This is a genomic window from Glycomyces sp. NPDC021274 (assembly GCF_040641195.1).
Lineage (GTDB): Bacteria > Actinomycetota > Actinomycetes > Mycobacteriales > Micromonosporaceae > Glycomyces.
Window position 1 is genome coordinate 1 of sequence record NZ_JBFADC010000023.1, and the last position, 20,986, is coordinate 20,986.

The 20,986-nt window shown below is 68.3% G+C and carries 19 protein-coding genes and 1 pseudogene; 8 read left to right on the forward strand and 12 right to left on the reverse strand.

Annotation, left to right across the window (positions count from 1 at the left end):
• Nucleotides 1-170 precede the first annotated feature (170 nt).
• The 6 genes from AB0I03_RS25820 to AB0I03_RS25845 form a co-directional block, all read right to left on the reverse strand.
• The gene (locus tag AB0I03_RS25820) at nt 171-953 is read right to left on the reverse strand and encodes an endo-1,4-beta-glucanase (protein ID WP_360417175.1); all 783 of its coding nucleotides are present in this window, start codon (nt 951-953) and stop codon (nt 171-173) included.
• A gap of 408 nt (nt 954-1,361) precedes the next feature.
• Nucleotides 1,362-2,264: a PmoA family protein gene (locus AB0I03_RS25825; protein WP_360417177.1), complete on the reverse strand. Its 903-nt coding sequence runs from the start codon at nt 2,262-2,264 to the stop codon at nt 1,362-1,364.
• Nucleotides 2,261-3,370, reverse strand: a complete 1,110-nt coding sequence (locus tag AB0I03_RS25830; protein ID WP_360417179.1) for a Gfo/Idh/MocA family oxidoreductase — start codon at nt 3,368-3,370, stop codon at nt 2,261-2,263. The genes AB0I03_RS25825 and AB0I03_RS25830 overlap by 4 nt, the downstream gene beginning before the upstream one ends.
• A 27-nt stretch (nt 3,371-3,397) precedes the next feature.
• Complete coding sequence (locus AB0I03_RS25835) at nt 3,398-4,696, reverse strand: extracellular solute-binding protein (RefSeq protein ID WP_360417181.1); 1,299 nt, start codon at nt 4,694-4,696, stop codon at nt 3,398-3,400.
• Nucleotides 4,697-4,743: 47 nt separating this feature from the next.
• The gene (locus AB0I03_RS25840; RefSeq protein ID WP_360417183.1) at nt 4,744-5,655 is read right to left on the reverse strand and encodes a carbohydrate ABC transporter permease; all 912 of its coding nucleotides are present in this window, start codon (nt 5,653-5,655) and stop codon (nt 4,744-4,746) included.
• A complete protein-coding gene (locus AB0I03_RS25845) occupies nt 5,648-6,568 on the reverse strand; it encodes a sugar ABC transporter permease (RefSeq protein WP_360417185.1) in 921 nt (306 codons plus the stop codon). Before AB0I03_RS25845 ends, AB0I03_RS25840 begins: the two co-directional genes overlap by 8 nt.
• 176 nt (nt 6,569-6,744) lie before the next feature.
• Here AB0I03_RS25845 and AB0I03_RS25850 point away from each other — a divergent pair, with 176 nt between their 5' ends.
• Nucleotides 6,745-7,758, forward strand: coding sequence for a LacI family DNA-binding transcriptional regulator (locus AB0I03_RS25850; RefSeq protein WP_360417187.1), 1,014 nt, complete (start codon nt 6,745-6,747; stop codon nt 7,756-7,758).
• Between the two features lie 13 nt (nt 7,759-7,771).
• Here the strand turns inward: AB0I03_RS25850 and AB0I03_RS25855 are convergent, their stop codons facing one another.
• A complete protein-coding gene (locus tag AB0I03_RS25855) occupies nt 7,772-9,190 on the reverse strand; it encodes an SGNH/GDSL hydrolase family protein (RefSeq protein ID WP_360417189.1) in 1,419 nt (472 codons plus the stop codon).
• 214 nt (nt 9,191-9,404) lie between these two features.
• Nucleotides 9,405-10,433, reverse strand: a complete 1,029-nt coding sequence (locus AB0I03_RS25860) for a LacI family DNA-binding transcriptional regulator (protein WP_360417191.1) — start codon at nt 10,431-10,433, stop codon at nt 9,405-9,407.
• A 108-nt stretch (nt 10,434-10,541) separates the two neighbouring features.
• On the opposite strand from AB0I03_RS25860, the gene AB0I03_RS25865 reads away from it, so the two are divergent.
• The 4 genes and pseudogenes from AB0I03_RS25865 to AB0I03_RS25880 form a co-directional block, all read left to right on the forward strand.
• Nucleotides 10,542-11,615, forward strand: a complete 1,074-nt coding sequence (locus tag AB0I03_RS25865; protein WP_360417193.1) for a LacI family DNA-binding transcriptional regulator — start codon at nt 10,542-10,544, stop codon at nt 11,613-11,615.
• 196 nt (nt 11,616-11,811) lie between these two features.
• A complete protein-coding gene (locus AB0I03_RS25870) occupies nt 11,812-13,068 on the forward strand; it encodes a family 16 glycosylhydrolase (protein ID WP_360417195.1) in 1,257 nt (418 codons plus the stop codon).
• 172 nt (nt 13,069-13,240) lie between these two features.
• Nucleotides 13,241-14,830, forward strand: a complete 1,590-nt coding sequence (locus AB0I03_RS25875; RefSeq protein ID WP_360417197.1) for a cellulase family glycosylhydrolase — start codon at nt 13,241-13,243, stop codon at nt 14,828-14,830.
• Between the two features lie 179 nt (nt 14,831-15,009).
• Nucleotides 15,010-15,194: pseudogene (locus AB0I03_RS25880) on the forward strand (heat-shock protein HtpX); the annotation flags it as partial.
• Nucleotides 15,195-15,259: 65 nt separating this feature from the next.
• On the opposite strand, the gene AB0I03_RS25885 reads toward AB0I03_RS25880, so the two are convergent.
• A complete protein-coding gene (locus AB0I03_RS25885; RefSeq protein WP_360417199.1) occupies nt 15,260-16,765 on the reverse strand; it encodes a flavoprotein in 1,506 nt (501 codons plus the stop codon).
• A gap of 114 nt (nt 16,766-16,879) precedes the next feature.
• Here AB0I03_RS25885 and AB0I03_RS25890 point away from each other — a divergent pair, with 114 nt between their 5' ends.
• Entirely contained in the window at nt 16,880-17,242 is a 363-nt protein-coding gene (locus tag AB0I03_RS25890; RefSeq protein WP_360417201.1) for a metalloregulator ArsR/SmtB family transcription factor, read from the forward strand.
• Nucleotides 17,243-17,488: 246 nt separating this feature from the next.
• Entirely contained in the window at nt 17,489-17,701 is a 213-nt protein-coding gene (locus AB0I03_RS25895; protein ID WP_360417203.1) for a hypothetical protein, read from the forward strand.
• A 27-nt stretch (nt 17,702-17,728) separates the two neighbouring features.
• On the opposite strand, the gene AB0I03_RS25900 is transcribed toward AB0I03_RS25895, so the two are convergent.
• Complete coding sequence (locus tag AB0I03_RS25900) at nt 17,729-18,043, reverse strand: metalloregulator ArsR/SmtB family transcription factor (RefSeq protein WP_360417205.1); 315 nt, start codon at nt 18,041-18,043, stop codon at nt 17,729-17,731.
• Nucleotides 18,044-18,106: 63 nt separating this feature from the next.
• Here AB0I03_RS25900 and AB0I03_RS25905 point away from each other — a divergent pair, with 63 nt between their 5' ends.
• Nucleotides 18,107-19,180, forward strand: coding sequence for an NAD(P)-binding domain-containing protein (locus tag AB0I03_RS25905; RefSeq protein ID WP_360417207.1), 1,074 nt, complete (start codon nt 18,107-18,109; stop codon nt 19,178-19,180).
• A gap of 22 nt (nt 19,181-19,202) precedes the next feature.
• On the opposite strand, the gene AB0I03_RS25910 is transcribed toward AB0I03_RS25905, so the two are convergent.
• Both AB0I03_RS25910 and AB0I03_RS25915 read right to left on the reverse strand, forming a co-directional pair.
• The gene (locus tag AB0I03_RS25910) at nt 19,203-19,889 is read right to left on the reverse strand and encodes a hypothetical protein (protein ID WP_360417209.1); all 687 of its coding nucleotides are present in this window, start codon (nt 19,887-19,889) and stop codon (nt 19,203-19,205) included.
• A gap of 777 nt (nt 19,890-20,666) precedes the next feature.
• The gene (locus tag AB0I03_RS25915; protein WP_360417211.1) at nt 20,667-20,975 is read right to left on the reverse strand and encodes a thioredoxin family protein; all 309 of its coding nucleotides are present in this window, start codon (nt 20,973-20,975) and stop codon (nt 20,667-20,669) included.
• Nucleotides 20,976-20,986: the final 11 nt, after the last annotated feature.

Below are 20,986 nucleotides of genomic sequence, written 5' to 3' on the forward strand. Positions count from 1 at the left end.
GGGGCGGGGGTCCCCTTGTCGCTGTTGGTTGGGGTGTTGGGGGTGTGGGTTTGTTCTTGGGGGGGGGGTGGGGGGGGGGGGGGGGGGGGGCCGCCGGCGCCCCCCCCCCCCACTCGTCGCATGAGTGCCTTGGCGGCGGGCTGGGTGCCTGCGGCCCGAGGCGGCCGGCGCTATCGCACGTCGACCCAGTAGCTGTTGGTGTCCAGCTGGCCCCTGCCGGTGAAGACTTCGGTGCCCGCTTGGACGCTGGTGAGGTACTTGCTGTTGCTGAGCCATCCGCGGTTCACCAGGTTGCTCGTGAAGTCGCGCAGGTCGAAGTTCACCGAGTTGGTGTTCGTGGTGCGGACGAAGGAGAACACGTTCCAGCCGACGCCGTTCCCCGCGTCGATCCAGCCGCGGTACAGGTCCCAGGTGCCGCCGCCGAGGGTGACGGTGGCCTGCCGGGTGCCCGCGGGGCCGGCCCCGCCGATCTTGTAGGGCCAGATCATGATCTCGTCGGTCGGGTTGTTCGACCAGTCGGGATTCGACTGGGGGTGCAGCCACAGGTCGTAGGCGACGTTCATCGTGCCCGTCGCGTTCACGCTGTAGTTCCAGCTCGTCGCGACACTGCGGTTGTCGCTGAGCCGCACCGGCAGTTCAGTGCCGGGGCGCTGCCAGCCCCAGTGCCAGCCGAGGACCGAGCTGGAGAAGCTCTTGACCGAGTAGGACGACCCGCTCCACTCCCACGAGGTGCCCCATCCGATGGTGTCGCCGGACTGCCAGTTGTTCCAGGTGCACTGCCAGCCGCTGCCGGAGTTGTTGCCCCACAGGTTGTTGGTGACGTAGTACTTGCCCATGGCGATGGTCTCGCCCTTGTTGCAGGTGCTCGCCGCCTGGGCCGGGGAGGCGGTGACGAGGGTCGACGCCAGGGCGATGCAGAACGCGGCGACGATGCCGAGCAGCAGGCGTTTCACAGGCGCCCTTCGGGTTTCGGGTGGCATCTTCAATCCTTCCGGTGCGGTGCCGTCGGACCACGGGCGGTCCTCAGCGAGCAGTTTGTTTGGTCAACTCTCAAAACTACGTTATATCGTCACACTTAGACCTGTCAATGTTGACGATGGAAGAGTTTTGCGATTGCAACCTCGAAATAGGGCACGGCCGAGCCATGCCATCGACTGGCCCCACACGAATCCGAGTGGTCATCGATTGACATCAGCGCCCGAGCTTGAATAGCACCCCTTACCGAACCGGTTAATTCAACCTTCGCTACTACCTGGCGATTCACCCGACTCCTTACATCCGCCCGGACAGCGGCATACCGGCGAGTCGATGAATTCGCTCGTACACATTGATTTATCGGTACATGATCGAGCGTCACCACCTCATAGCGACTTGCGCACGGCCACCGCCAATTCGACAGCAGCATCCGCGTCCGCATCGGCGATGCCCACCCCGTAGCGGAACCGGACCGCTTCACCATCCTGAATGGTCAGCTCCTCGCTGAAGAACGGCGCCGGGTTGAGGCAGGCGAACTCCTCTGAGCGGGCGAACCACTGCGGCGGGTGGTGCGGGTTCTCGGCGTCGTCGACCATGAGCACCAGCGAGGTGGCGTCGATGTCGTCGTGCCGCCCGGCGAAGCCCATCCACTCGTGGCGCTGGCCGCGCATGTCGTTGCCGGAGCCGGAGCCTTCGGCGGTGACGAGCCGCCCGCCGGTGAACGCGCGCGGCCCGCGCCAGAACAGGCCGCCGTAGCCGGCGTTCTCGCGGCCCTTCGTGGTCGGCGAGCCGATCGCGAAGTCCGCACCCGAGACGTTGCGGAGCTCGGTCTCGAAGGTCAGCATCCAGGCTTCGTCCGAGAGCAGACGCGCGCGCAACGAGCGGCGCTCGGTGATCCACGGGGCCCCGCCCTGCGTGGTCCAGTCCAGCTCGTGGACCAGTTCGGCGGCCCCGTCCACCTGCTCCATGCGGGTGAACCGCCGGTGCAGCTGGGTGCCGTTGTTCTCCAGCTGCACGTAGAACTGCCCGTGGACGTAGGTCGGTCCGCCCCAGAAGTTCTCCTCCCCCACATGCGGAAGCGACAGGGCGATGCCCTTGTGCCACACATGGTCCCAAGGCCGGAACAGACTCACCAGGTGACCGGCGCGCGTGCGGATCGGGTGCAGGTACGGCTTCGGCGACTCCAGTTGCGGGGAGTCGGGCCGGTAGACGTACCGGAACAGCTCGGTCCCGCCGGCGCTGACGGTCACGGCGCTGTCGATGTCGTGGCGGATGTCGAGGTGGTTCATGCGAAGGTCTCCTTGATCGGCACCCATGGAACGACGCCGCCGTCCATGCTGCGGTTGAACGGGTCGGCGGCGTCGATCTCACCGGCCGAGACGGGACGGCCCTGGAACGCCGAAGCGTAGGTGGCGGCGGCGAACTCCAGCGTCCGGCGCGCCTCGGCGAGCGAGACGCCCGGTTCGGTCCCGGCCGCGATCGCGTCGAGTACCGCCTCGATCTGCAAGCGGTGGCCGCTCTCGGCATCGGGCTCGTCTCCGGCGAGCCAGAGCCCCGCCAGGTCCTCGTGGCCGGGCGCGGCGGTGAAGCGCCAGTCGCCCGCCCGGTAGCCGTAGAGGTGCTCGAGCTCCACAGTGGCGTGCTCGAAGTCGAAGCGGAGCCGGGAGGTCTCCCGCGGCGACACGACCGAGTTGACCACCGTCGCCATCGCACCGTTGTCGAAGCGCGCCAGCGCCATCGAGACATCCTCGGTGTTCGTGGGGCGGGACAGCCGTGCGGCCATCGCCGTCACCTCGGTCCAGGGCCCGAGGATCGACAGGAGCAGGTCGAACTGGTGGATGCCGTGCCCCATCGTCGGGCCCCCGCCTTCGACCTCCCAGCGCCCGCGCCAGGGGACGGCGAAGTACGCGTCGTCGCGGTACCAGAGCGTCTCGCAGGTCGCCACGAGCGGCCGCCCGAGCGCCCCGGAGGCGACGAGCCGCCGGAGCCGGATCGCGGCCGGACCGTACCGGTGCTGGAACACCGTCAGCACCGGTACCCCCGTCTCGGCCTCGACCTCGGCGAGCTCGTCCATTTCGGCCAGACTCAGCGCGGTCGGCTTCTCGACCAGCGCCGGGACCCCCGCCCGCATCGCCGCGATCGCCAGCGGCACATGGGTTCCCGGCGGCGTGCAGATGTGCACGAGGTCGAGCCGCTCCTCCTTCAGCATGGTCTCGGCGTCGCCGTACACGCCGGGGACCGGAAAGCGGCCGGTGAACGCCGCGGCGCTGGCCGGGTCGATTTCGGCCACGGCCGCCAGGTCGGCGCCCAGTTCGGTCAGGGCGTGGGCGTGCGCGTGGGCGATGCCGCCGGTGCCGATGATGCCGCAGCGGAGCGGGGGTCTGGGGACAGGCATGGTGCTCTTCTCTACTCGGACCGCGGGTTACGCGGCGGCGTCGATTTCGGTCTTGAGTTCGTCGATGAAGGCTTCGGCCGCTTCCTGCGGTGTGCGCTCGCCGAACATGACCTCCTGCGTGTAGCGCTGGATCATCGGGTCGAAGCCGCTGCCGCCGGGCGGAGTGAGCGCCACCGCGGGTCCTGCGGCGGCCGACTCGATGTAGTCCACGGCCATCTGCTCGCCCGCGTCGAGATCGGCCGCGACGTGCTCGCGCATGGCCGGGTTGGCCGGGATGCCGCGCTCGGTGCCGAGGATGTCGGCGGCGGCCTCGTGGTTGACGAGGAAGTCGAGCAGGGTCGCGGCCTCGGCCGGGTGCTCGCTCTGGGAGGAGACCACCCAGTACATGGACGGCTTGATGAAGTTCGCGGCGGCCTCGGCGTTGCCGGGCAGCTGGAGCAGCCTGAGGTCGGCGCCGCTCGCGGCGAGCAGGGGCGTGATCTGCGTGTTGTAGCCGAAGCCCATGGCGATCTTGCCGGTGGCGAGGCTGCCGCCTTCGATGCCGGCGCTCTGGCTCTCGACGGATTGCGCCGGGCTTTCGCCTGCGCCGCTCTCGATCAGGTCGAGGTTGTACTCCCACAGCGCGGCCAGCACCGCCGGGTCGAGGGTGACGTCGCCGTTCTCCCCGTAGAGCTCGTTGCCGTGCAGGCGCGCCCAGTAGCGGATGCTGCCCGCGTCGGTGCCGCCGGTGAGACCGGTGCCGTGGATGGCCCCGCCGCTCTTCTCGGAGAGCTGCTTGGCGATCGCGGCGTAGTCGTCCCAGGTCCAGGTGATGCCGTCGGGCAGTTCGACGCCGTACTGGGTGAAGAGATCGGCGTTGATCACGCACGCGAGCATGCCCGCGCCGATCGGGATCGCGTACTGCGTGCCGTCGATCTGCCCGGTCTCGAGGGTCGCCGCCTCGAATCCCGAGGTGTCGAGGAAGTCGCTCGTGTCGGCGAGGTCGAGCAGCGTGCCGCGGTCGCCGTACGAGGAGAGGTAGAGCTCGTCCATCTGGATCACGTCGGGCGAGTCGTTCGCCGCGGTGGTGGTCGCGAGGGCGTCCCAGTACCCGGCCCAGTCCTTGAACTCGCCCTTGACGGTGATGTTCGGGTGCTCCTCCTGGAAGGCGGCGATGACCTGGTTGGTCAGTTCGGCGCGGGTGTCCGCGCCCCACCAGGTCATGCGGATGGTGACCGGCTCGTCGCTCAGTTCCACGTCGCCGCCCCCGCCGGTGCCGCAGGCGGCCAGGCCGGGCAGGGCCACGGCGGAGGCGCCGAGTCCCTTGAAGATGAGTCTGCGTTGCATGGGATTGCTCCTTTTTGTGAAGGGTTATGGTGAAGGGTTGCGGCGGTTCACTTGCCGCCGGTCGTGGCGATGCCTCTGAGCAGGAATCGCTGCCCGAACAGGAACACCAGGAAGATCGGGACGAGTGAGACCACGCTCATGGCGAGCGCGGCGCCCCAGTTCGTTCCCGACTGGGCGTCGACGAAGGCGCGCAGCGCCAGCGGGACGGTGTAGATGTCCGGGTCGGTCAGGTAGATCAGCTGGGAGAAGAAGTCGTTCCAGGTCCAGATGAACGTGAAGATCGCGGTGGTCGCGAGCGCGGGGACCATGAGCGGCAGGATGATCTGCGCGAAGATCCGCGGGTGGCCGGCGCCGTCGATGCGGGCGGCCTCGTCCAGCTCGATGGGCACGCCGCGGATGAACTGGACCATGAGGAACACGAAGAACGCGTCGGTGGCCAGCAGCTTCGGCACGATGAGCGGCAGGAAGGTGTTGACCCAGCCGAGCTGGGCGAACAGCACGTACTGCGGGACGATGATGACGTGGATCGGCAGCATGATCGTCAGCAGCATGATCGCGAACCACCACCGCTTGGCGGTGAACTCCAGGCGGGCGAAGGCGTAGGCCGCCATCGAGCACGAGACCAGGTTTCCCAGGATCGCGCCGAGGACCACGATGGAGGAGTTGACGAGGTAGACGCTGAACGGGTCGGCGAAGGCGTTCCAGCCCTCGGCGTAGTTCCCGGTCTCCAGGTCGTTCAGCAGCAGGCTGGGATCGCGGAAGATGACGTCGTTGGGCCGCAGCGAGCTGACGACCATCCACAGCACCGGATAGAGCATCACCAGCACGCACAGGATCAGCAAGGCGTGCTTGACGACCGAGCGGACCGGTCGGAATCCGCCCCGGGCCCGTCGCGGCGGGGCGGGGTTCGATGCGGGCGGCGCGGTGGCCGGGGTCGCTTTGGCGAAGGTGTCAGTCATTGTAGAAGACCCAATACTTCGAAGCCCAGAAGTTGATCGCGGTGAACGCGCCGACGATGAGCAGCAGCAGCCAGGCCAGGGCCGAGGCGTAGCCCATGTCGAAGTTCCCGAACCCGCGCTGGTAGAGGTACAGCGTGTAGAACAAAGTGGAGTCGGCCGGGCCGCCGGTGCCGCCGGAGACGATGAACGCCTGGGTGAACGACTGGAACGCGTGGATGATCTGCAGGACCAGGTTGAAGAAGATGATCGGCGTCAGCAGCGGCAGGGTCACCGACACGAACTGGCGCCAGCGGCTCGCGCCGTCGACCGAGGCCGCTTCGTAGTACATGCGCGGGATCTGGCGCAGACCGGCCAGGAAGATCACCATCGGGGAGCCGAACGTCCACACGTTCAACGTGATCAGCGTGCCCAGAGCGGTCTCGGGCTCGGAGATCCAGCCGCGCCCTTCGATGCCGAACAGGGCGAGGCCGTCGTTGAACAGGCCGTCGGCGCCGAACACCATCCGCCACAGGACTGCGATGGCGACGCTGGCGCCCAGCAGCGAGGGCAGGTAGAACATCGAGCGGTAGAACGCCAGTCCGCGAACGCCGCGGTCCAGCACTATGGCCAGGCCGAGGGCGAGTCCCAACTGGACCGGCACGGACACGAGGACGTACGTGAACGTGACGCCGAGGGACTGGTGCAGGCGCTCGTCGCCGAGCATCCGGCTGAAGTTCTCCAGTCCGTTGAACTCCGCCGGTTGCAGCAGGTTGTAGTCGGTGAAACTCAGGACCAGCGAGGCGAGCATCGGCCCGATCGTGATGACGAACAGGCCCAGGAACCAGGGCAGCAAGAAGAAGAATGCGGTCTTGTTCTGCCGCTTGGCTGTCGCCCCGCCTTTGCCGAGATTGCGCAGCTCGGATGTCGCGCTCATGGGCCCGTCTCCAGCGGGCGGGCAGCGCCCGGGCTGCGGGCGGGATCGGGGACCGGCATCGGCGCTCCTTTGCGTCAGAAATAGTGATCGTTCACTATTTGAAGTACCACCTAAGATAGTGAACGTTCACTCGTATGTCAAGATGATCACTGGAATCAGTGAGAGGAGACCGTGGCATGACCGAGCGCTCCACCGAATCGAGGCGGCCGACGATCAAGGAGGTCGCTCGCCTGGCAGGCGTCTCGCACCAGACCGTCTCCCGCTACCTGCGCTCGAGGAGCGGATTGAAACCGGCGACGCTCGCAAGCATCGACGCCGCCGTCAGCGAGCTGAACTACCGCCCGAACCTCGTCGCGAGGTCGATGCGGACCCGCCGGACCGGCCGGCTGGCGATCCTCCTGCCCACCATGGTCTTCAACCCCGCGCGGATGCTGCACGGCGCGACCGAGGCCGCCCACGAGGCCGGCTTCACCGTCGAGGCGATCAGCGTCGTCGGCGACACGGCGGCGCGCACCGAGCGCATGCTCGAAATAGCCGGCACCGGGCAGGTCGAGGGCATCCTGGCACTGGCCCCGATCGCCCCCGGAGCCGAGGACCACCTGCCGCATGGGGAGACGATCGTCGTCGCCGCCGACTTCGACGACCAGATGCGCGGCATCGGCGAACTGGCCGACGCCGCACCGCTGGTCGAGATCATGGAAGGCCTCGCGGCCCTCGGGCACCACCGGTTCTTCCACGTGGCCGGGAACCTGCAGTTCGCCTCGGCACGGGCCAGGAAGGCCGCGTACCTCGAAACGGTGGAACGGCTCGGCCTGGAGTCCGCAGGTGTCGTCGACGGCGACTGGTCGGGCAGGTCCGGCTACGACGCGGTGCGCTCGCTCCCGGACGAGGCGATGCCCACGGCCGTCATCGCGGCCAACGACGTCGTGGCCGCCGGAGCGATCCGCGCCCTGATCGAGCGGGGCCTGGACGTCCCCGGCGACGCCAGCGTGACCGGCTGGGACAACAACGAGGCGTGCGAGTACCTGCCGCCGAGCCTGACCAGCGTCGAGGTCAATCTGGAGGGCCTGGGCCGCAACGCCATGCTGAGCCTGGTCAAAGCGATCTCAGGACGCGAGCTGGAACCCGCCTCCCGCCCCTTGCAGCACGTGGTCTGGCGCGAGTCGACCGGCCCGACGGCACCCCGCTGAACGCCCGACGCGCTCAGCTCCCCGAGAGCCGCCCCGTCGCAACCCCGGCGAGATCGGCCAGTCGAGCGGTGAGCACAGGGACGTAGAACTCGGTCATGCCGGCGATGTTCGGATGCGTGCCCGTGCCACCGGTGCCCGGGAAGCCGCCGACGAGGCCGTCGAACGTGTACGCGACACGGTGGCTCTCGATGCGGGTGTCGAGCGTCGCGTCGGCGAACACGTCGGCGACGGCCACGCCCCACTTCTCGGCGGCCTTCAAGGTCACCGCTCGCAGGGCGAGCTGGGTGCCCCAGTCGCGCGAACCCAGCTTGTGGACGGGGACGTAGACCAGGGTGGCGGTCGGCCACTTCTGCTTCATGGCGTGAATGGTCGCCTCGAACGACCCGGCGAAGGTGCCGGTGTCGAAGCTGCCGGGGTCGTACGAGCCGCCGACTGCACCGATCTCGTATCCGTCCAGTTCATGCAGGGTCAGCGCGTCGTTCGTGCCGCCGTCGAAGACGACGAAGTCGGGCGCCTGCGAACTCGCCGACCGGACCTGGGTGAGGATCTTCCCGGAGGACGGACCCGACACCGGCCCCACGGTCGCGCCGTTCACCGCGTACTTGGTCAGCACCATGCCCTCGCGCTCGGCCACCAGGTTCACGAAACCGCGCGAATAACTGTGGCCGTAGACGATGCTGTCGCCGAAGGCGTAGACCGACGACCCGGCCAGGACCCCTTCGGCGGGGTGGTCCGGACGGGCGAGCCGGAAGTTGTCGATCGACTGCACGCCGGTGCCGTAGTAGTTGCAGGCCACGAACTTCGCGAGGCGCTGGCCCGTGATCGCCCCGGTGCCGGAGGCCATGACTCGCGGCGACGCCTCCTTGGAGGCGATCGAGTACTGGACCCGGCCCAGGGTGAAGTCCATGTGCAGGTCCACGGTGTACCACTTGGAGCGGTCGAAACCGATCCTGGTCCAGGCCGGATTGAGGGAGTCGGGCGCCGTGGCCGACGACGAGTCGGGACCGGTGACGGCGTAGCGCAGTTGCGAGCCGGTCGCCGCGATCGCGAAGACGAGGCGCCCCGCGTCGTCGCGGAACTCCAGGCCCGTCTTCATCCCGTCGCTGGCGATCGAGGTCTTCCAGTCGAAGCGCAGATCAAGCGTCTTCTCGCTCATGATCGACGGGTCGAATCGGCTGACCGACGTCGTGTAGTTGCGCATGTTCTCCGTGACCCTCAGGACGCCTCCGCTGACGCTGGCCCCGGTCGGGAAGCCGAAGTTCGCGGGCAGGGTCTGGGCGCCGAAGCGCTCATCGATCAGCACAGTGCTCGAGGATGCGGCGGCCGCCGCCGGATGCGGAGCGAGCAGGAGCGAAAGGAGCAGGACTCCGGCGGCGAACAGGCTGACCCGTATTCGCTGCTGAGAAACGTTGCTGCGCTTGGAGATAGGCACTTGGGTCTCCCTTGGCGAGGTGTCGCCGACCGCCGGCGCGGAGGGCGAGCATCACCTCCCACGGGGGGCCGAACGTAAGTGGAATCATGATGACAACGGTTCCAGTACCTGTCAAGGTGCGGCGGGAAGCATCAAACAGGTTCTCGTTCCACATGCGAAGCAGGACCTCGACCCCGTCACTCCAGTGCACCTCCTGGCCGGAGTCTCCAGCGGCTCAGCGGTCCTCGACCGTCGCCGAAGTCGTGCTGGCTCGGACGATCAGTCGCCCGGGCAGCACCACGTCTTCTGGAGCATCGGGTGCGAGGGACATCTCCAGAGCCGCCCTCCCGGCATCGTCGAAGGGAAGCGCCACGGTCGTCAGCGCCGGAGTGACGTCGCGCGCGAGCGGGATGTCGTCGACTCCGGACAGTGCGATGTCGGCCGGCAAGTCGACGCCCAGGCGTCTGAACTCGTTCAATGCGCCGATCGCGAGGACGTCGTTGCCCGCGAGCACGAGGTCCGGTCGCGGGCGCATTTGCGAAATGCGGCGGGCCGCGTCCCTGCCGCCGTCCCGACTGAGCTCGCACTGCTCGACGACCACTGAGCCCGGGTCGATACCCCGCTCGGACAGGCCCCGCACGAAACCTTCGGCGCGGCAGTCGAGCGCCGGGTGCCCCGGAGTGGTCAGAACGGCGGCGCGGCTGCGGCCCAGCCCGCCCATATGGCGGCCGATGGCCCTCCCGCACTCGAAGTCGTCGAAGCGGACCGCCTGAAACGGCGTGTCGTGCTCGCCGATGAAGACGACGCCGCACCCGTCCTCGCGGAAGCGCTCGAGTTGCGGGAGGACCTGCTCCTTGGGGACATCGGCGAAGCTCGCGCTCGTCACGACCAGCGCACGGGGGCGCAATGCGTGCAGCATCTCCAGGGCCGTCCGGTGCGCGGCAGTGCCGCTTCCGACCCCGGTGATGCTGACCAGTACACCGCGCTCCCGGCCTGCGGCCTCCATGCCCGCGGCGATCGCGGCGACGGACGCGGTCCTCGGATCGCTGGCGAGCAGCACGACCGCCGTCCGCCTCCCCCGCAGCGCCCGGGCCGCCTGATTCGAGACGTAGCCGAGGGATTCCGCCACCGCGAGGACACGCGCCGAAAGCCGCTCGCTCACGCGGAGATCACCGCCGTTGAGCACCCGGGACGCCGTCGAAGGCGATACGCCGGCCGCTTGGGCGACGTCACGCAGCGTCGCCCGCTGATACGATCGCCGCATTCATCCTCCAATGTCGAACACGCACTCGCGCACTCCCACCGAGCGTCGGCGAGCACGCAGGGAACAGGGTGGCACACCCTGGTATGCGTCCAGTGCCAGGATGTCATTGTGACCACCGACCCTGCCACCGACGACCGTTCCACCGGCGTACCGATCCGACCGTCGGGGGCCACGCTCCGCGATGTCGCCGACGCCGCCGGGGTCTCCAAGGCCTCGGCCTCCCGGGCACTGGACCCGACTTCCCAGTACGTGTCCTCGGCCATGCGAGCGCGCGTCCTGGACGCCGCCGGGCGCCTGGGCTACCGGCCGAACGCGTCGGCGCGGGCCACGACCACCGGCGCGACCGCGATGGTGGCCGTGCTCGTCTCCGACATCCGCGACCCGTACAACGCCGAGATCGTGCACGGCGTGATCGAGCAGGCGGGCGCCTCCGGGCTCGTGGCCACCTTCGCCGGGACGGACCACGCCATCGACGACGAGATCCGGGTCGTGCGCATGTTGCGCAGTCTCAGGCCGCACGCCATGATCCTGACCGGCACGCGCAGCGGCTCGACCGTCTCGCGGGCGTCCCTTGAGGAGGAGCTCGCGCGCTACACGCAGGAGGGGGGCCGGGTGGTGATCGCCGGCGACGACGAGCTGCCCTTCGACACCGCCGTCGTCCCCCGCCGACGCGGCGCGTCGGCGCTCGTCGCCGAACTGTTCCGCCTCGGCTACCGGTCGCCCGCCCTGATCCGGCCCGACCACGATTCGGCGGCAGCGCGCCGGTGGGAGGACGGTGTCGTCGAAGCCGCCGGCCGGCTGGGGATGCGGATCGAACACGACAGCGTCGTGCGCGCGCCCATGACCAGGGACGGTGCGTACGACGCGGCCGCGGGCCTCATGGTGCGTCGGCCCGAGCACCTCGACGTGGTCCTCGCCGCCACAGACACGATGGCCATCGGCGTGATGAGCGCGATGCGCGACGCGGGCCTCACTCCCGGCACCGGGATCGGCGTGGCCGGGTTCGACGATGTCGTGGGCACCGAAGACGTCACCCCGGGCCTGACCAGTGTGGATCTCGCCCTGGCGAGGGTGGGCGCGGCTGCGGTGGAGCTCGCGTTGAGCGAATCCGGCGATCGCCGAAGGGTCGAATTCGAACCGCGGGTCGTCGTTCGGGGCACCACGCCCGCCCGCGCTGACTGACGGCGCGCCGAGGCCTGCGTTATGAAACCGTTACTTGAATATTGACACATGTAAATTGACAGATTCTGCAACCGTTGTCATTCTGAAGTTCCACAGCGATCGCTGCGCATCTGCATCAGCCCTGCCCGGCGGCGGCGAGATCGCCTGCGCCCACTCGCTGACATCCCGGATGCAGGACATCCCGAAGGAGACCCTCATGGCTTTCGATCCCAAACGCGTCAAACTCGCCCGCCGCGGTCTACTCGCAGGCGGTGGAGCCCTCGCCTTGTCGGCGTTCCTGGAAGCGCCCGCGTCCGCCGCGGAGATGCCCCCGAACCCGCTCGAGAAGCCCGGCTGGGTCCTCGACCGGCACGACGAGTTCAACACCGGCAGCCTCGACACGAACCTGTGGATCCCGAGGTACCTGGAGTCCCGGACCACCGTCGAACGGTCCACGGCGCGGTACGGGTTCCGCAACAACGCGCTCGTGCTCCGCATCGACGACGACCAGCCCACCTACTACAGCGGCAACCCGATGAAGGTCTCGAGCGTCCAGACCGGCCAGCGAACGAATCTGCACAAGGACAACGAGTTCGACCACTCGATCCCCACCGACATGAAGTACACGCCCCAGTACGGCTACTTCGAGGTCCGCGCGAAGAGCTCCGCCAGGAGCGGCATCCACACCGCGTTCTGGATCACCGGCAAGCAGGACACCTGGGAGCAGCGCGGCGAAGTCGACGTCGTCGAGCACGCGGGCATCCACGGGAAGAGCAAGTTCAACTGGAACCTCTTCCGGTGGTCGGACCCGAACCTCTCGACGCACACCGAGCAGGTCGGCGTCGGCTTCGACATGACCACCGAGATGCACATCTACGCCCTCGAGTGGACGCCGACCCAGTTCAAGCTCTACATCGACAACGTCCTGACCAGGACCATCAACCAGTCCTTCACCTACCCGGCCGTGTTCTACCTGGGCATCTACGAGCACGCCGACTGGACCGGCACGGTCGACCCCAACGACACCCGGCCGAAGGAACTCGTCGTCGACTACTTCCGCGCCTACAAGCGCGCCGCGACCGGCGACCCGCAGAGCGGCCAGACCTACCGGCTGCGCAACGTCTCGACCGGGCAGTACCTCGACTCGGGCGCCGCCGGCGCGGTCGCACTGGAGGCGGGCAGCACCTACGACGACCAGTTGTGGACCCTCACTGAGCAGCAGACCGGCTTCTGGACGATCGACAACGTCCGCGAGGGCCGCGGATACCTCGACACGGATCCCAACGGTAAGGTCATCTGGGGCGACGCGCGCGTCGGCGACGACACGCTCTGGGCGATCACACCCGTCTCCGGCGGCTTCCGCATCGACAACAAGCAGAGCGGGCGCGGCTACCTCTACGGATCGGGCACCTCGGTTGCCTGGAACACCGGAGCGGCCGACGCGAACACCGTCTGGGCGCTCGAGAGGCGGTAGCCCGCTCTCCTCGAGAACTACCTGAAGAGCCTCGGCCCGACCGCCGCGGGCCGCGGCAAACCCCGAAAACCGACGAGAACAGTGGAACAAAAACATTGACATAGGTGTATGTCCTGGATCATCATTTAAATAGATGATCCAACAAACTAAAGGGGCGCTACTCGTGGATTCGATGAAGAGAAGATGCAAGGCGGCGTTCGTCGCGGTGGCACTGGCGGTCGGCGTGTCCGTCACCGGCTGGGCCTCTCCGGCGTCGGCCGACACCATGACGCAACGCAACGCCGCCCAGATCGTCGCTGACATGGGCGCGGGCTGGAACCTCGGCAACAGCATGGAGGCCAATATCAACGGCGTCCCGAACGAGACCGCGTGGAACAACCCGACCGTGACCCAGGCGCTGATCGACCGCGTGCAGGCCGCAGGGTTCGACACCATCCGCATCCCGGTCTCCTACCTGAACCACATCGGCTCAGGCCCGAACTACACCATCAACGCCTCCTGGCTCAACCGCGTCCAGCAGGTCGTCGACTACGCCTACGACCGGGGCATGCACGTGGTCATCAACATGCACGGCGACGGCTACAAGACCGTCAGCGGCGCCTGGCTGATCTGCGACGCGTCCAACCAGACGGCGATCAAGGACAAGTACCAGAAGGCGTGGCAGCAGATCGCCACCCGGTTCCGCGACTACGACCAGCGCCTGATCCTCGAATCGATGAACGAGAACTTCGACGGGCAGTACGGCAACCCCACGCAGCCGTGCTACTCGAACATCAACGCCTACAACCAGATCTTCGTCGACACCGTGCGCCAGACCGGCGGCAACAACACCTCCCGGTGGCTGCTCGTCCCCGGCTGGAACACGAACATCGACTACACGACGGGCAACTACGGCTTCGCGATCCCCACGGACAACCACCGCTCCCCGTCCATCCCCAGTGGCGAGAAGCGGATCATGATCTCCGTGCACTACTACGCCCCCTGGGACTTCGCCGGCGAGGAGAACGGCAACATCACCCAGTGGGGCCCGGGCGCCACCAACGCTTCGAAGACGTCCACCTGGGGCCAGGAGGACTACATGGACTCCCAGATGAAGAAGACTTACGACGCGTTCGTCTCGAAGGGCTACCCGGTCGTCGTCGGCGAGTACGGGTCGATCGACAAGTCCTCCTACGACTCGGCGAACAACCGCTACCGCCAGGACTTCGCCCGCCTCATGGTGTCCACTTCCAAGAAGTACGGCGCCGCCACCATCTACTGGGACAACGGCGTCAACGGGCAGTACGGGTTCGGCCTGTTCAACCGCTCCAACAACTCGGTGACCCAGCAGGGCATCATCGACGCCATCATGAACGGCCTCGGCAGCGGCCAGCCGTCCACCTCCGTCGCGATCGTCGGAGCGGCGTCGAACCGCTGCATCGACATCCCGAACTCCTCCACGACCAACGGCACCCAGGCGCAGCTGTGGGACTGCAACCAGCGCACCAACCAGGCGTTCACCCGCACCTCCGCGAATGAGCTGCGGATCAACGGGAAATGCCTCGAGGCGGCGGGCTGGGGCACCGCGGCCGGCACCAAGGCGACCATCTGGGACTGCCACGGCGGCAACAACCAGAAGTGGAACGTGAACTCGAACGGCACCATCACCAACGTCCACAACGGCCTGTGCCTCGACGCCAACGCCGGAGGAACCGCCAACGGCACCCAGATCATCCTCTGGACCTGCAACGGCGGCAGCAACCAGCGCTGGACCCTCCGCTAGACACGAACGCCAGACCCGAACGTGGGGCGGCACCGCGTCGCGGTGCCGCCCCACACTGCTGCCGACGACGGCCTCCGTCCGAGCGGATTCCGCCTGCCTACGGACCGTTTGTCCACGGGACCGCGGCGCTGGTCGTCCAAGTCGGCCGGGCGCCGCGGCGCCTTGATCCACACCCACCTCGGGCCTCGGACGTGGTCGTCACGATGGGCTGCGGTGACGCCTGCCCGATCTATCCGGGGAAGCGGTACCTGAACGGGGACTGGACGACCCCGCCGGGAAGGACCTCGAGGACGCCCGGCGCATCCGCGACGACATTGAGAGCCGTGTCCAGACGCTGCTGAGCGAACTGCTCGAACGAGCCTGAGCACCAATGCAATGGGGCCGAGGCGCTGCTGCGCCTCGGCCCCGATCCGTTATCGCTCTTGATGTCTAGCCGCAGCAGTTGCCGCCGGCCTGCTTGAGTTCGATCCGCTCGCCGGAGTAGCCGTGCAGGACACCGGTGGCGAGGCCGCGGGCGCCGACGGCGACCGGTTCGGGCTGGGCGGTGCCGCAACCGGATCCGCCGTCGGCGCTCATCCCGCAACCGGAGTCGGCGGTCTCGGCGGCCGTGGAGCCGCAGCAGCCGGAGGCCTCGGCGGCGTCGGCGATGCTGGTGGCTTCCAGCGACCTGCTGGAGGAGCACACGCCGGTCTCGGGCAGGTCGAGCTCGACCTTGTCGGCGGCCTCCCGGTCGCCGGCCAAGGCCGCGGTGATGGAGCGGACTTGCTCGTAACCGGTGGCGAGCAGGAACGTCGGGGCGCGGCCGTAGGACTTCATGCCGACGAGGTACAAGCCCTCGTCGGGCTGGGCGAGGTCGGCCTCACCGTGCGGGGGCACGGTGCCGCAGGAGTGGAAGTTCGGGTCGATGAGCGGGGCGAGCTTCGCCGGAGCCTCCACGGTGGCGTCGATCTCGAGCCGGACTTCGCGGAGCATGTCGAGGTCGGGCCGGAACCCGGTCGCGGCGGCGACGTGGTCGGTCTCGATGACGTGCCGGGCGCCGCCGATGTTCCCGACGACTGCGACCGCGTCGTTGTCGCGGTCTTCGAAGCGGTCGATGGTGAATCCGGTGACGAGTTCGATCGCGCCCGACTCGACCAGTTCGCGGAGGCGGGTGCCGATGGTGCCGCGCGCGGGGAGCGCGTCAGCTGATCCCCCGCCATACAGGCGCGCCGGACTCTGACCGCGGATCGCCCAGACCACCGTGGTCTCCGGCTCGGCCTCTTTCAGCGTCGCCAGGTTCAGCAGCGTGTTCGCGGCCGAGTGGCCCATGCCGACCACGAGGGTTCGCTTGCCGGCGAACCGGTCGCGCTCGATGCCGAGGACGTCCGGGAGCGGTCCGGTGGCCCAGGCGGCGCCCGGGTCTTCGCCCGGTGCGGCGAGGCCGTGGGCGCCGAGGGGGTTGCGCTGGGTCCAGGTGCCTGAGGCGTCGATGACCGCGTCGACGATCAGGTCGGCCCATTCGCCTGCGGTGGTGCGGGTGCGGACGAGGTAGGGGCGGCCCTCGCGGTCGATGGTGCGGGTCTTGTCGACACCGACCCGGGAGACGGCGACGACGCGAGTGCCGAAACGCAGATGCGGGGCGAGCTCGGGCGTCTTGGCGAGCGGTGCCAGGTAGGCGTCGATCAGCTCGGCACCGGTGGGCAGGCCGTCAGGGTCGGGGGCGGTCCAGCCCTGGGCTTCGAGCAGTCGCCTTGCGGCGCTGTCGATGTCGAAGCGCCACGGGGAGAACAGCCGCACGTGCCCCCACTGGCTGATCGCGTCGGCCGGGCCTTCGCCGGCTTCGAGGACGATCGGGGTCAGGCCGCGTTCGACCAGGTGCGCGGCGGCGGCCAGGCCGACCGGCCCTGCGCCGATGACGGCGACCGTGGACACCTGGCGGGTGATGGGGTTCGACATGGCGGACTCCTGGAATCTCGGCTCATGGTGACCGCGCCGACCGCGGTCACATCAACTTCGATAATTAATACCAGTGATTGCTGTTGATAGCAAGTTCTGTGGTTTACTTGACTCATGAGCCGCACGATCGAACTCACCCTGACCGACGTGAGCGCCGCCGAGCACTCGGACGCGTCGCTGCTCGAACACGCCAAGGACCTCGCACCCCAGTTCAAGGCCCTCGCCGACGAGAACCGGCTCGCCATCGTGCTGCTGCTCTCCGAGCACTCCCGCACCGTCAGGGAGCTGACCGAGGCCACCGGCCTCGCGCAGACCCTCGTCTCCCACCACCTCGCGCCCCTGCGCGAACTCGGTCTCGTCTCGGTGACGCCCAAGGGCCGCAGCAACGTCTACTCCCTGTGCTGCGACGCCTTCTCCGCGCCCATGCGCGCCCTCGCCGGCCTCTCCAACCCGGTCGAGCACAACGGCTGCTGCTAGCGAACACAACCCACAGTGCTTGTGTCGCACCCAAGGGTCACACTGGTGCGATGAGCACCAGTGACCATTCCGGCGGCCCCACCCGCCTGGAAGCCGCGTTCGCCGACTGGTTCCATGACCGCGTCCGCACCCGCTTCTCACACCCGGCCTTCCCCGGTCAACGCCACAGCCCTCGAATGCGCCGCCGCCTTACAACCACGGACGGCCAAGACGTGTTCATCCCTGAGGGCGACGGCGGAGACCCCGATGGACCATGCCGCACCGGGCCTGTGGTTCGCCCGGCTTCCGGGTACGGGGGCGCGCGGCGAAGTCGCCTTGGCCCACGCCACCTTCGAGGGCCACGAGGAACCGCGGTTCACGATCTCTTTCGCCATGAAGTTCCTCGTCTCATGGCCGATCGGCGGCAACCTTGTGGGATCCGGCGAAGACCAGAACCCCATCTTCGTCCGCCCCATGTGACCACCGCCGGACCTCGGGACTGCAGCGTCAGCAGCAGCCGTCCAAGAATCCCCGCAGCCGGTCGAGCGCGACCCCGATCCGCTCTTTGTCGGCGCGGTAGTACACCGTCTTCGCCTCGCGGCGGCTGGTGAGCAGTCCGCCGTCCTTGAGTTGCGCGAGTTGCTGGGAGGCGGTGGACTGGCCGATCGTCAGTCGCTCGGCGACCTCGCCGACGCTCAACTCTGCGCCCCCGGCGAACAGCAGCATTACCTGCTGTCGCGCCTCGGACGCGAGGGCTTTCAGGAACCGGCCCGTCGCCTCGTCCGGCACGGGCACAGCGGAGTCGGTGGTCGCGGTCGCCATAGGTTCCAGACTAACCTCATTTCATCATTTCGTAAAATCATGGAATGACGATATGATCCGTGCATGGACCTCATCGACACCCTCGTCATCGGCGCCGGCCAATCCGGCCTCGCCACCGCCCACGCCCTCCGCAAGCACGGCATCGCACCGGTCATCCTCGAAGCCGGCGACGCCCCGACCGGCGCCTGGCCCCGCTACTACGAGTCCCTCACCCTGTTCTCCCCCGCCCGCTACTCCGCCCTGCCAGGCTTGCCCTTCCCCGGCGACGGCGACCGCTACCCCCACCGCGACGAGGTCGTCGACTACCTCACCTCATGCGCCGACCAGCTCGACGCCGACATCCGCACCGGCCACCACGTCACCGGCGTCGAGCACCAGGACGGGATCTTCACGGTGCACCTCGCCGACGGCCGAACCCTGCACGCCCGCACCGTCGTCGCCGCGACCGGCGGCTTCACCAACCCCTACCGGCCCGCACTCCCCGGCCTCGACTCCTTCTCCGGCACCGTCCTACACGCCGCCGAATACCTACGGCCCGAACCGTTCACCGGGCAGCGGGTCGTGGTGGTCGGCGGGGGCAACTCCGCCGTCCAGATCGCTACCGAACTCGCCCAACACGCCCGCGTCACCGTCACCACCCGAGGGAAACTCCGCTTCGCACCCCAACGGCCGCTCGGACGGGACCTGCACTTCTGGTACACCGTCACGGGCCTGGACGCCGCCCCCGTCGGCCGCTTCCTGACCCACCCGCCGACCGTCCCGGTCCTGGACACCGGCCGCTACCGCGCCGCCGTCGCCGCCGGGCGCCCCGACCACCGGCCCATGTTCACTGCCCTCGACGGCGACCGGATCCGATGGAGCGACGGCACCAGCGAGCAAGCCGACGCGGTCATTCTCGCCACCGGCTACCGCCCCGCCCTCGACTACCTCACTGCGCTCGACGTCCTCGACGAACACGGACACCCCCCGCACCGCGACGGGCTCGCCACCGGTCTCTCCGGTCTCGGGTTCGTCGGCCTCGAATGGCAGCGCAGCCTCTCCTCGGCCAGCCTCAGAGGCGTCGGTCGCGACGCCGCCCGCATCACTCGGCGCTTGTCCTCTTACCTGGGGAGTCAAGCAGCATTCGGAAGGCACTGATCACGCCGGCGGATCGCTCGCATCAGTCGTGTTCTTCACCTGGGGCGTGGGTGTGGCCCTCTGCCGGTTCGGACTCCTCGGAACCGGGTTCTGCGCTCATCTCCGAGTCCGCCGGGGATTCCATGTCGGCGGACTCGTCGGTGCCGTGCTCGTGGTCATGACCGTCATCCTCGTGGTCAGCGGTCTCGGCGTCGTGGGAGTGGCTGTGCTCGAGCGCTGCCATAACCGCCATCGCTCCGAGTGTGACGAAGGAGAGGACAACGACCGCTCGGTATCCGCCCGAGGAGAAGGCGCCGTGGCGGTCCCGCGGCAGGAGGGACCAGAGCAGCCCGACGACGATCGCGATCTCCATCGCGGCGGTGATCAGGTCGGCAGCACCGAACGCCTCAGGTACGCCGGCATGCGGGCCGAAGGGCACGCCCCACCTCCGGCTGACCGCCCAGAGCCCGAGGAAGCCGATGTTGGCGAGGATGCCCGAGACCCGGAAGAAGACGTTTCCGGTTCGAAGTGCCAGCAGTCCCCAGAGCAGTTGGAAGCCTGCGGTGCCGGCGAAGAAGACGCCGGCGAGGGGCCACTCCTGCCAGTGGGTCGGGGTGGCGAAGACATGGACGACGCTGGCGGCCAGACTGGCGATCGCGGCGACTTGGCGTGCGAGTTTGGCTTCGGTCCGGGTCCCGGCGGCGTCGTGGGGCGCTTCGGTGTCGTTCACGTCGTCAAGGAACGAGGTCCGGGGGGAGGGCTGAGTCCGGCCATGGCGGTCGTCGGCGGCCGCAGATGAATCCCTGTCGGGAAGCAGCGAGAAGACGTGCGTGTCCCAGTCGTTCTCCAGCTCGCGGCCGGGCCGCGGGCGATCGGCCGCTAGGGCACCGCCGCGGCGCTGCTCCGGGTACGGATCCGCCCACGATTCGGCGAAACCGCCGCTGCGAGGTTCAGGCGCGGCGGGGCGGGCTCCGCCGCCTGCACGCGGAACGGGCCGCTGGTCGTTGCAGCGGAATAGTAACCAGCCCTCGGCACGCTGTCGGCGCGCGTTTCGGGGAACCCGTAGTCGGACCGCGGTTCAGAGCCTTCGCCGCCGAAGTGCCCGGATGGGCGCCGAGCCGAGTATCGGTCGTCGGTTGCGGGGGACGGCTCGCGCGCGTAGGTCCGTCTGCGTGGTGCCGGCCGGTCGAGCGGGACGCGCGCGCGGTCGTCTTGGGGTTGGTTCATGGAGGGTTCCCTCGCTTCAGGTCAGTCGGTCTGGCTGGATCGCGAGCCCGCAGGCGTGGGCGCCGTGGTCGTGGGAGGGCGTCCCGGGGTGTTCCTGTTCGGCATCGTGTTCGTGCGACTCGATTGCCAAGGTGTCGCTTTGCGGACCGAGTAGGTGACCGAGTGTGAGGAGTGCGGCGAGTCCCACCAGCCAAAGCGTGAATCGCCTGACGCCCAGTGGAAACCTCGCATGGTCGACGGGAGCCGTGCCGCCGACGTCGACTTCACCGGCGGCTGCGCCTCAGCCTCCGATGGGGCGAATGGAGGCGAGCGTCATGCGCAGTCGGTTCTCGTCCACTTTGCCGTAACTGAACAGCACGCCGTCGACGAGCAGACCGGGTGCGGTCAGGATGGCGTGCTCGATCGCGAGACTCCGTCCTTCGTCGCTGACTAGGGGAACCTCGGTGACGCTGAGCTCGAACTCGGCGGAGAGGTAGTGGAGGATCTCTTTCGCGCGGTCGCACTGTTCGGAGCGGGGCTCGGTGAGCAGGATGATCTCGGTTCGGCCGGTCTCGTCCAACCTTCGACTCGCCTGCAGTGGCTTGACCATCACACCTCTTC

What these genes read in the sequence shown, in the direction of transcription:
- AB0I03_RS25825 (WP_360417177.1), bottom strand. Translation starts at nt 2,264, where the DNA reads ATGAACCACCTCGACATCCGCCACGACATCGACAGCGCCGTGACCGTC.
- AB0I03_RS25830 (WP_360417179.1), bottom strand. Translation starts at nt 3,370, where the DNA reads ATGCCTGTCCCCAGACCCCCGCTCCGCTGCGGCATCATCGGCACCGGC.
- AB0I03_RS25835 (WP_360417181.1), bottom strand. Translation starts at nt 4,696, where the DNA reads ATGCAACGCAGACTCATCTTCAAGGGACTCGGCGCCTCCGCCGTGGCC.
- AB0I03_RS25840 (WP_360417183.1), bottom strand. Translation starts at nt 5,655, where the DNA reads ATGACTGACACCTTCGCCAAAGCGACCCCGGCCACCGCGCCGCCCGCA.
- AB0I03_RS25845 (WP_360417185.1), bottom strand. Translation starts at nt 6,568, where the DNA reads ATGAGCGCGACATCCGAGCTGCGCAATCTCGGCAAAGGCGGGGCGACA.
- AB0I03_RS25850 (WP_360417187.1), top strand. Translation starts at nt 6,745, where the DNA reads ATGACCGAGCGCTCCACCGAATCGAGGCGGCCGACGATCAAGGAGGTC.
- AB0I03_RS25860 (WP_360417191.1), bottom strand. Translation starts at nt 10,433, where the DNA reads ATGCGGCGATCGTATCAGCGGGCGACGCTGCGTGACGTCGCCCAAGCG.
- AB0I03_RS25870 (WP_360417195.1), top strand. Translation starts at nt 11,812, where the DNA reads ATGGCTTTCGATCCCAAACGCGTCAAACTCGCCCGCCGCGGTCTACTC.
- AB0I03_RS25875 (WP_360417197.1), top strand. Translation starts at nt 13,241, where the DNA reads ATGAAGAGAAGATGCAAGGCGGCGTTCGTCGCGGTGGCACTGGCGGTC.
- AB0I03_RS25885 (WP_360417199.1), bottom strand. Translation starts at nt 16,765, where the DNA reads ATGTCGAACCCCATCACCCGCCAGGTGTCCACGGTCGCCGTCATCGGC.
- AB0I03_RS25890 (WP_360417201.1), top strand. Translation starts at nt 16,880, where the DNA reads ATGAGCCGCACGATCGAACTCACCCTGACCGACGTGAGCGCCGCCGAG.
- AB0I03_RS25895 (WP_360417203.1), top strand. Translation starts at nt 17,489, where the DNA reads ATGGACCATGCCGCACCGGGCCTGTGGTTCGCCCGGCTTCCGGGTACG.
- AB0I03_RS25900 (WP_360417205.1), bottom strand. Translation starts at nt 18,043, where the DNA reads ATGGCGACCGCGACCACCGACTCCGCTGTGCCCGTGCCGGACGAGGCG.
- AB0I03_RS25905 (WP_360417207.1), top strand. Translation starts at nt 18,107, where the DNA reads ATGGACCTCATCGACACCCTCGTCATCGGCGCCGGCCAATCCGGCCTC.
- AB0I03_RS25915 (WP_360417211.1), bottom strand. Translation starts at nt 20,975, where the DNA reads ATGGTCAAGCCACTGCAGGCGAGTCGAAGGTTGGACGAGACCGGCCGA.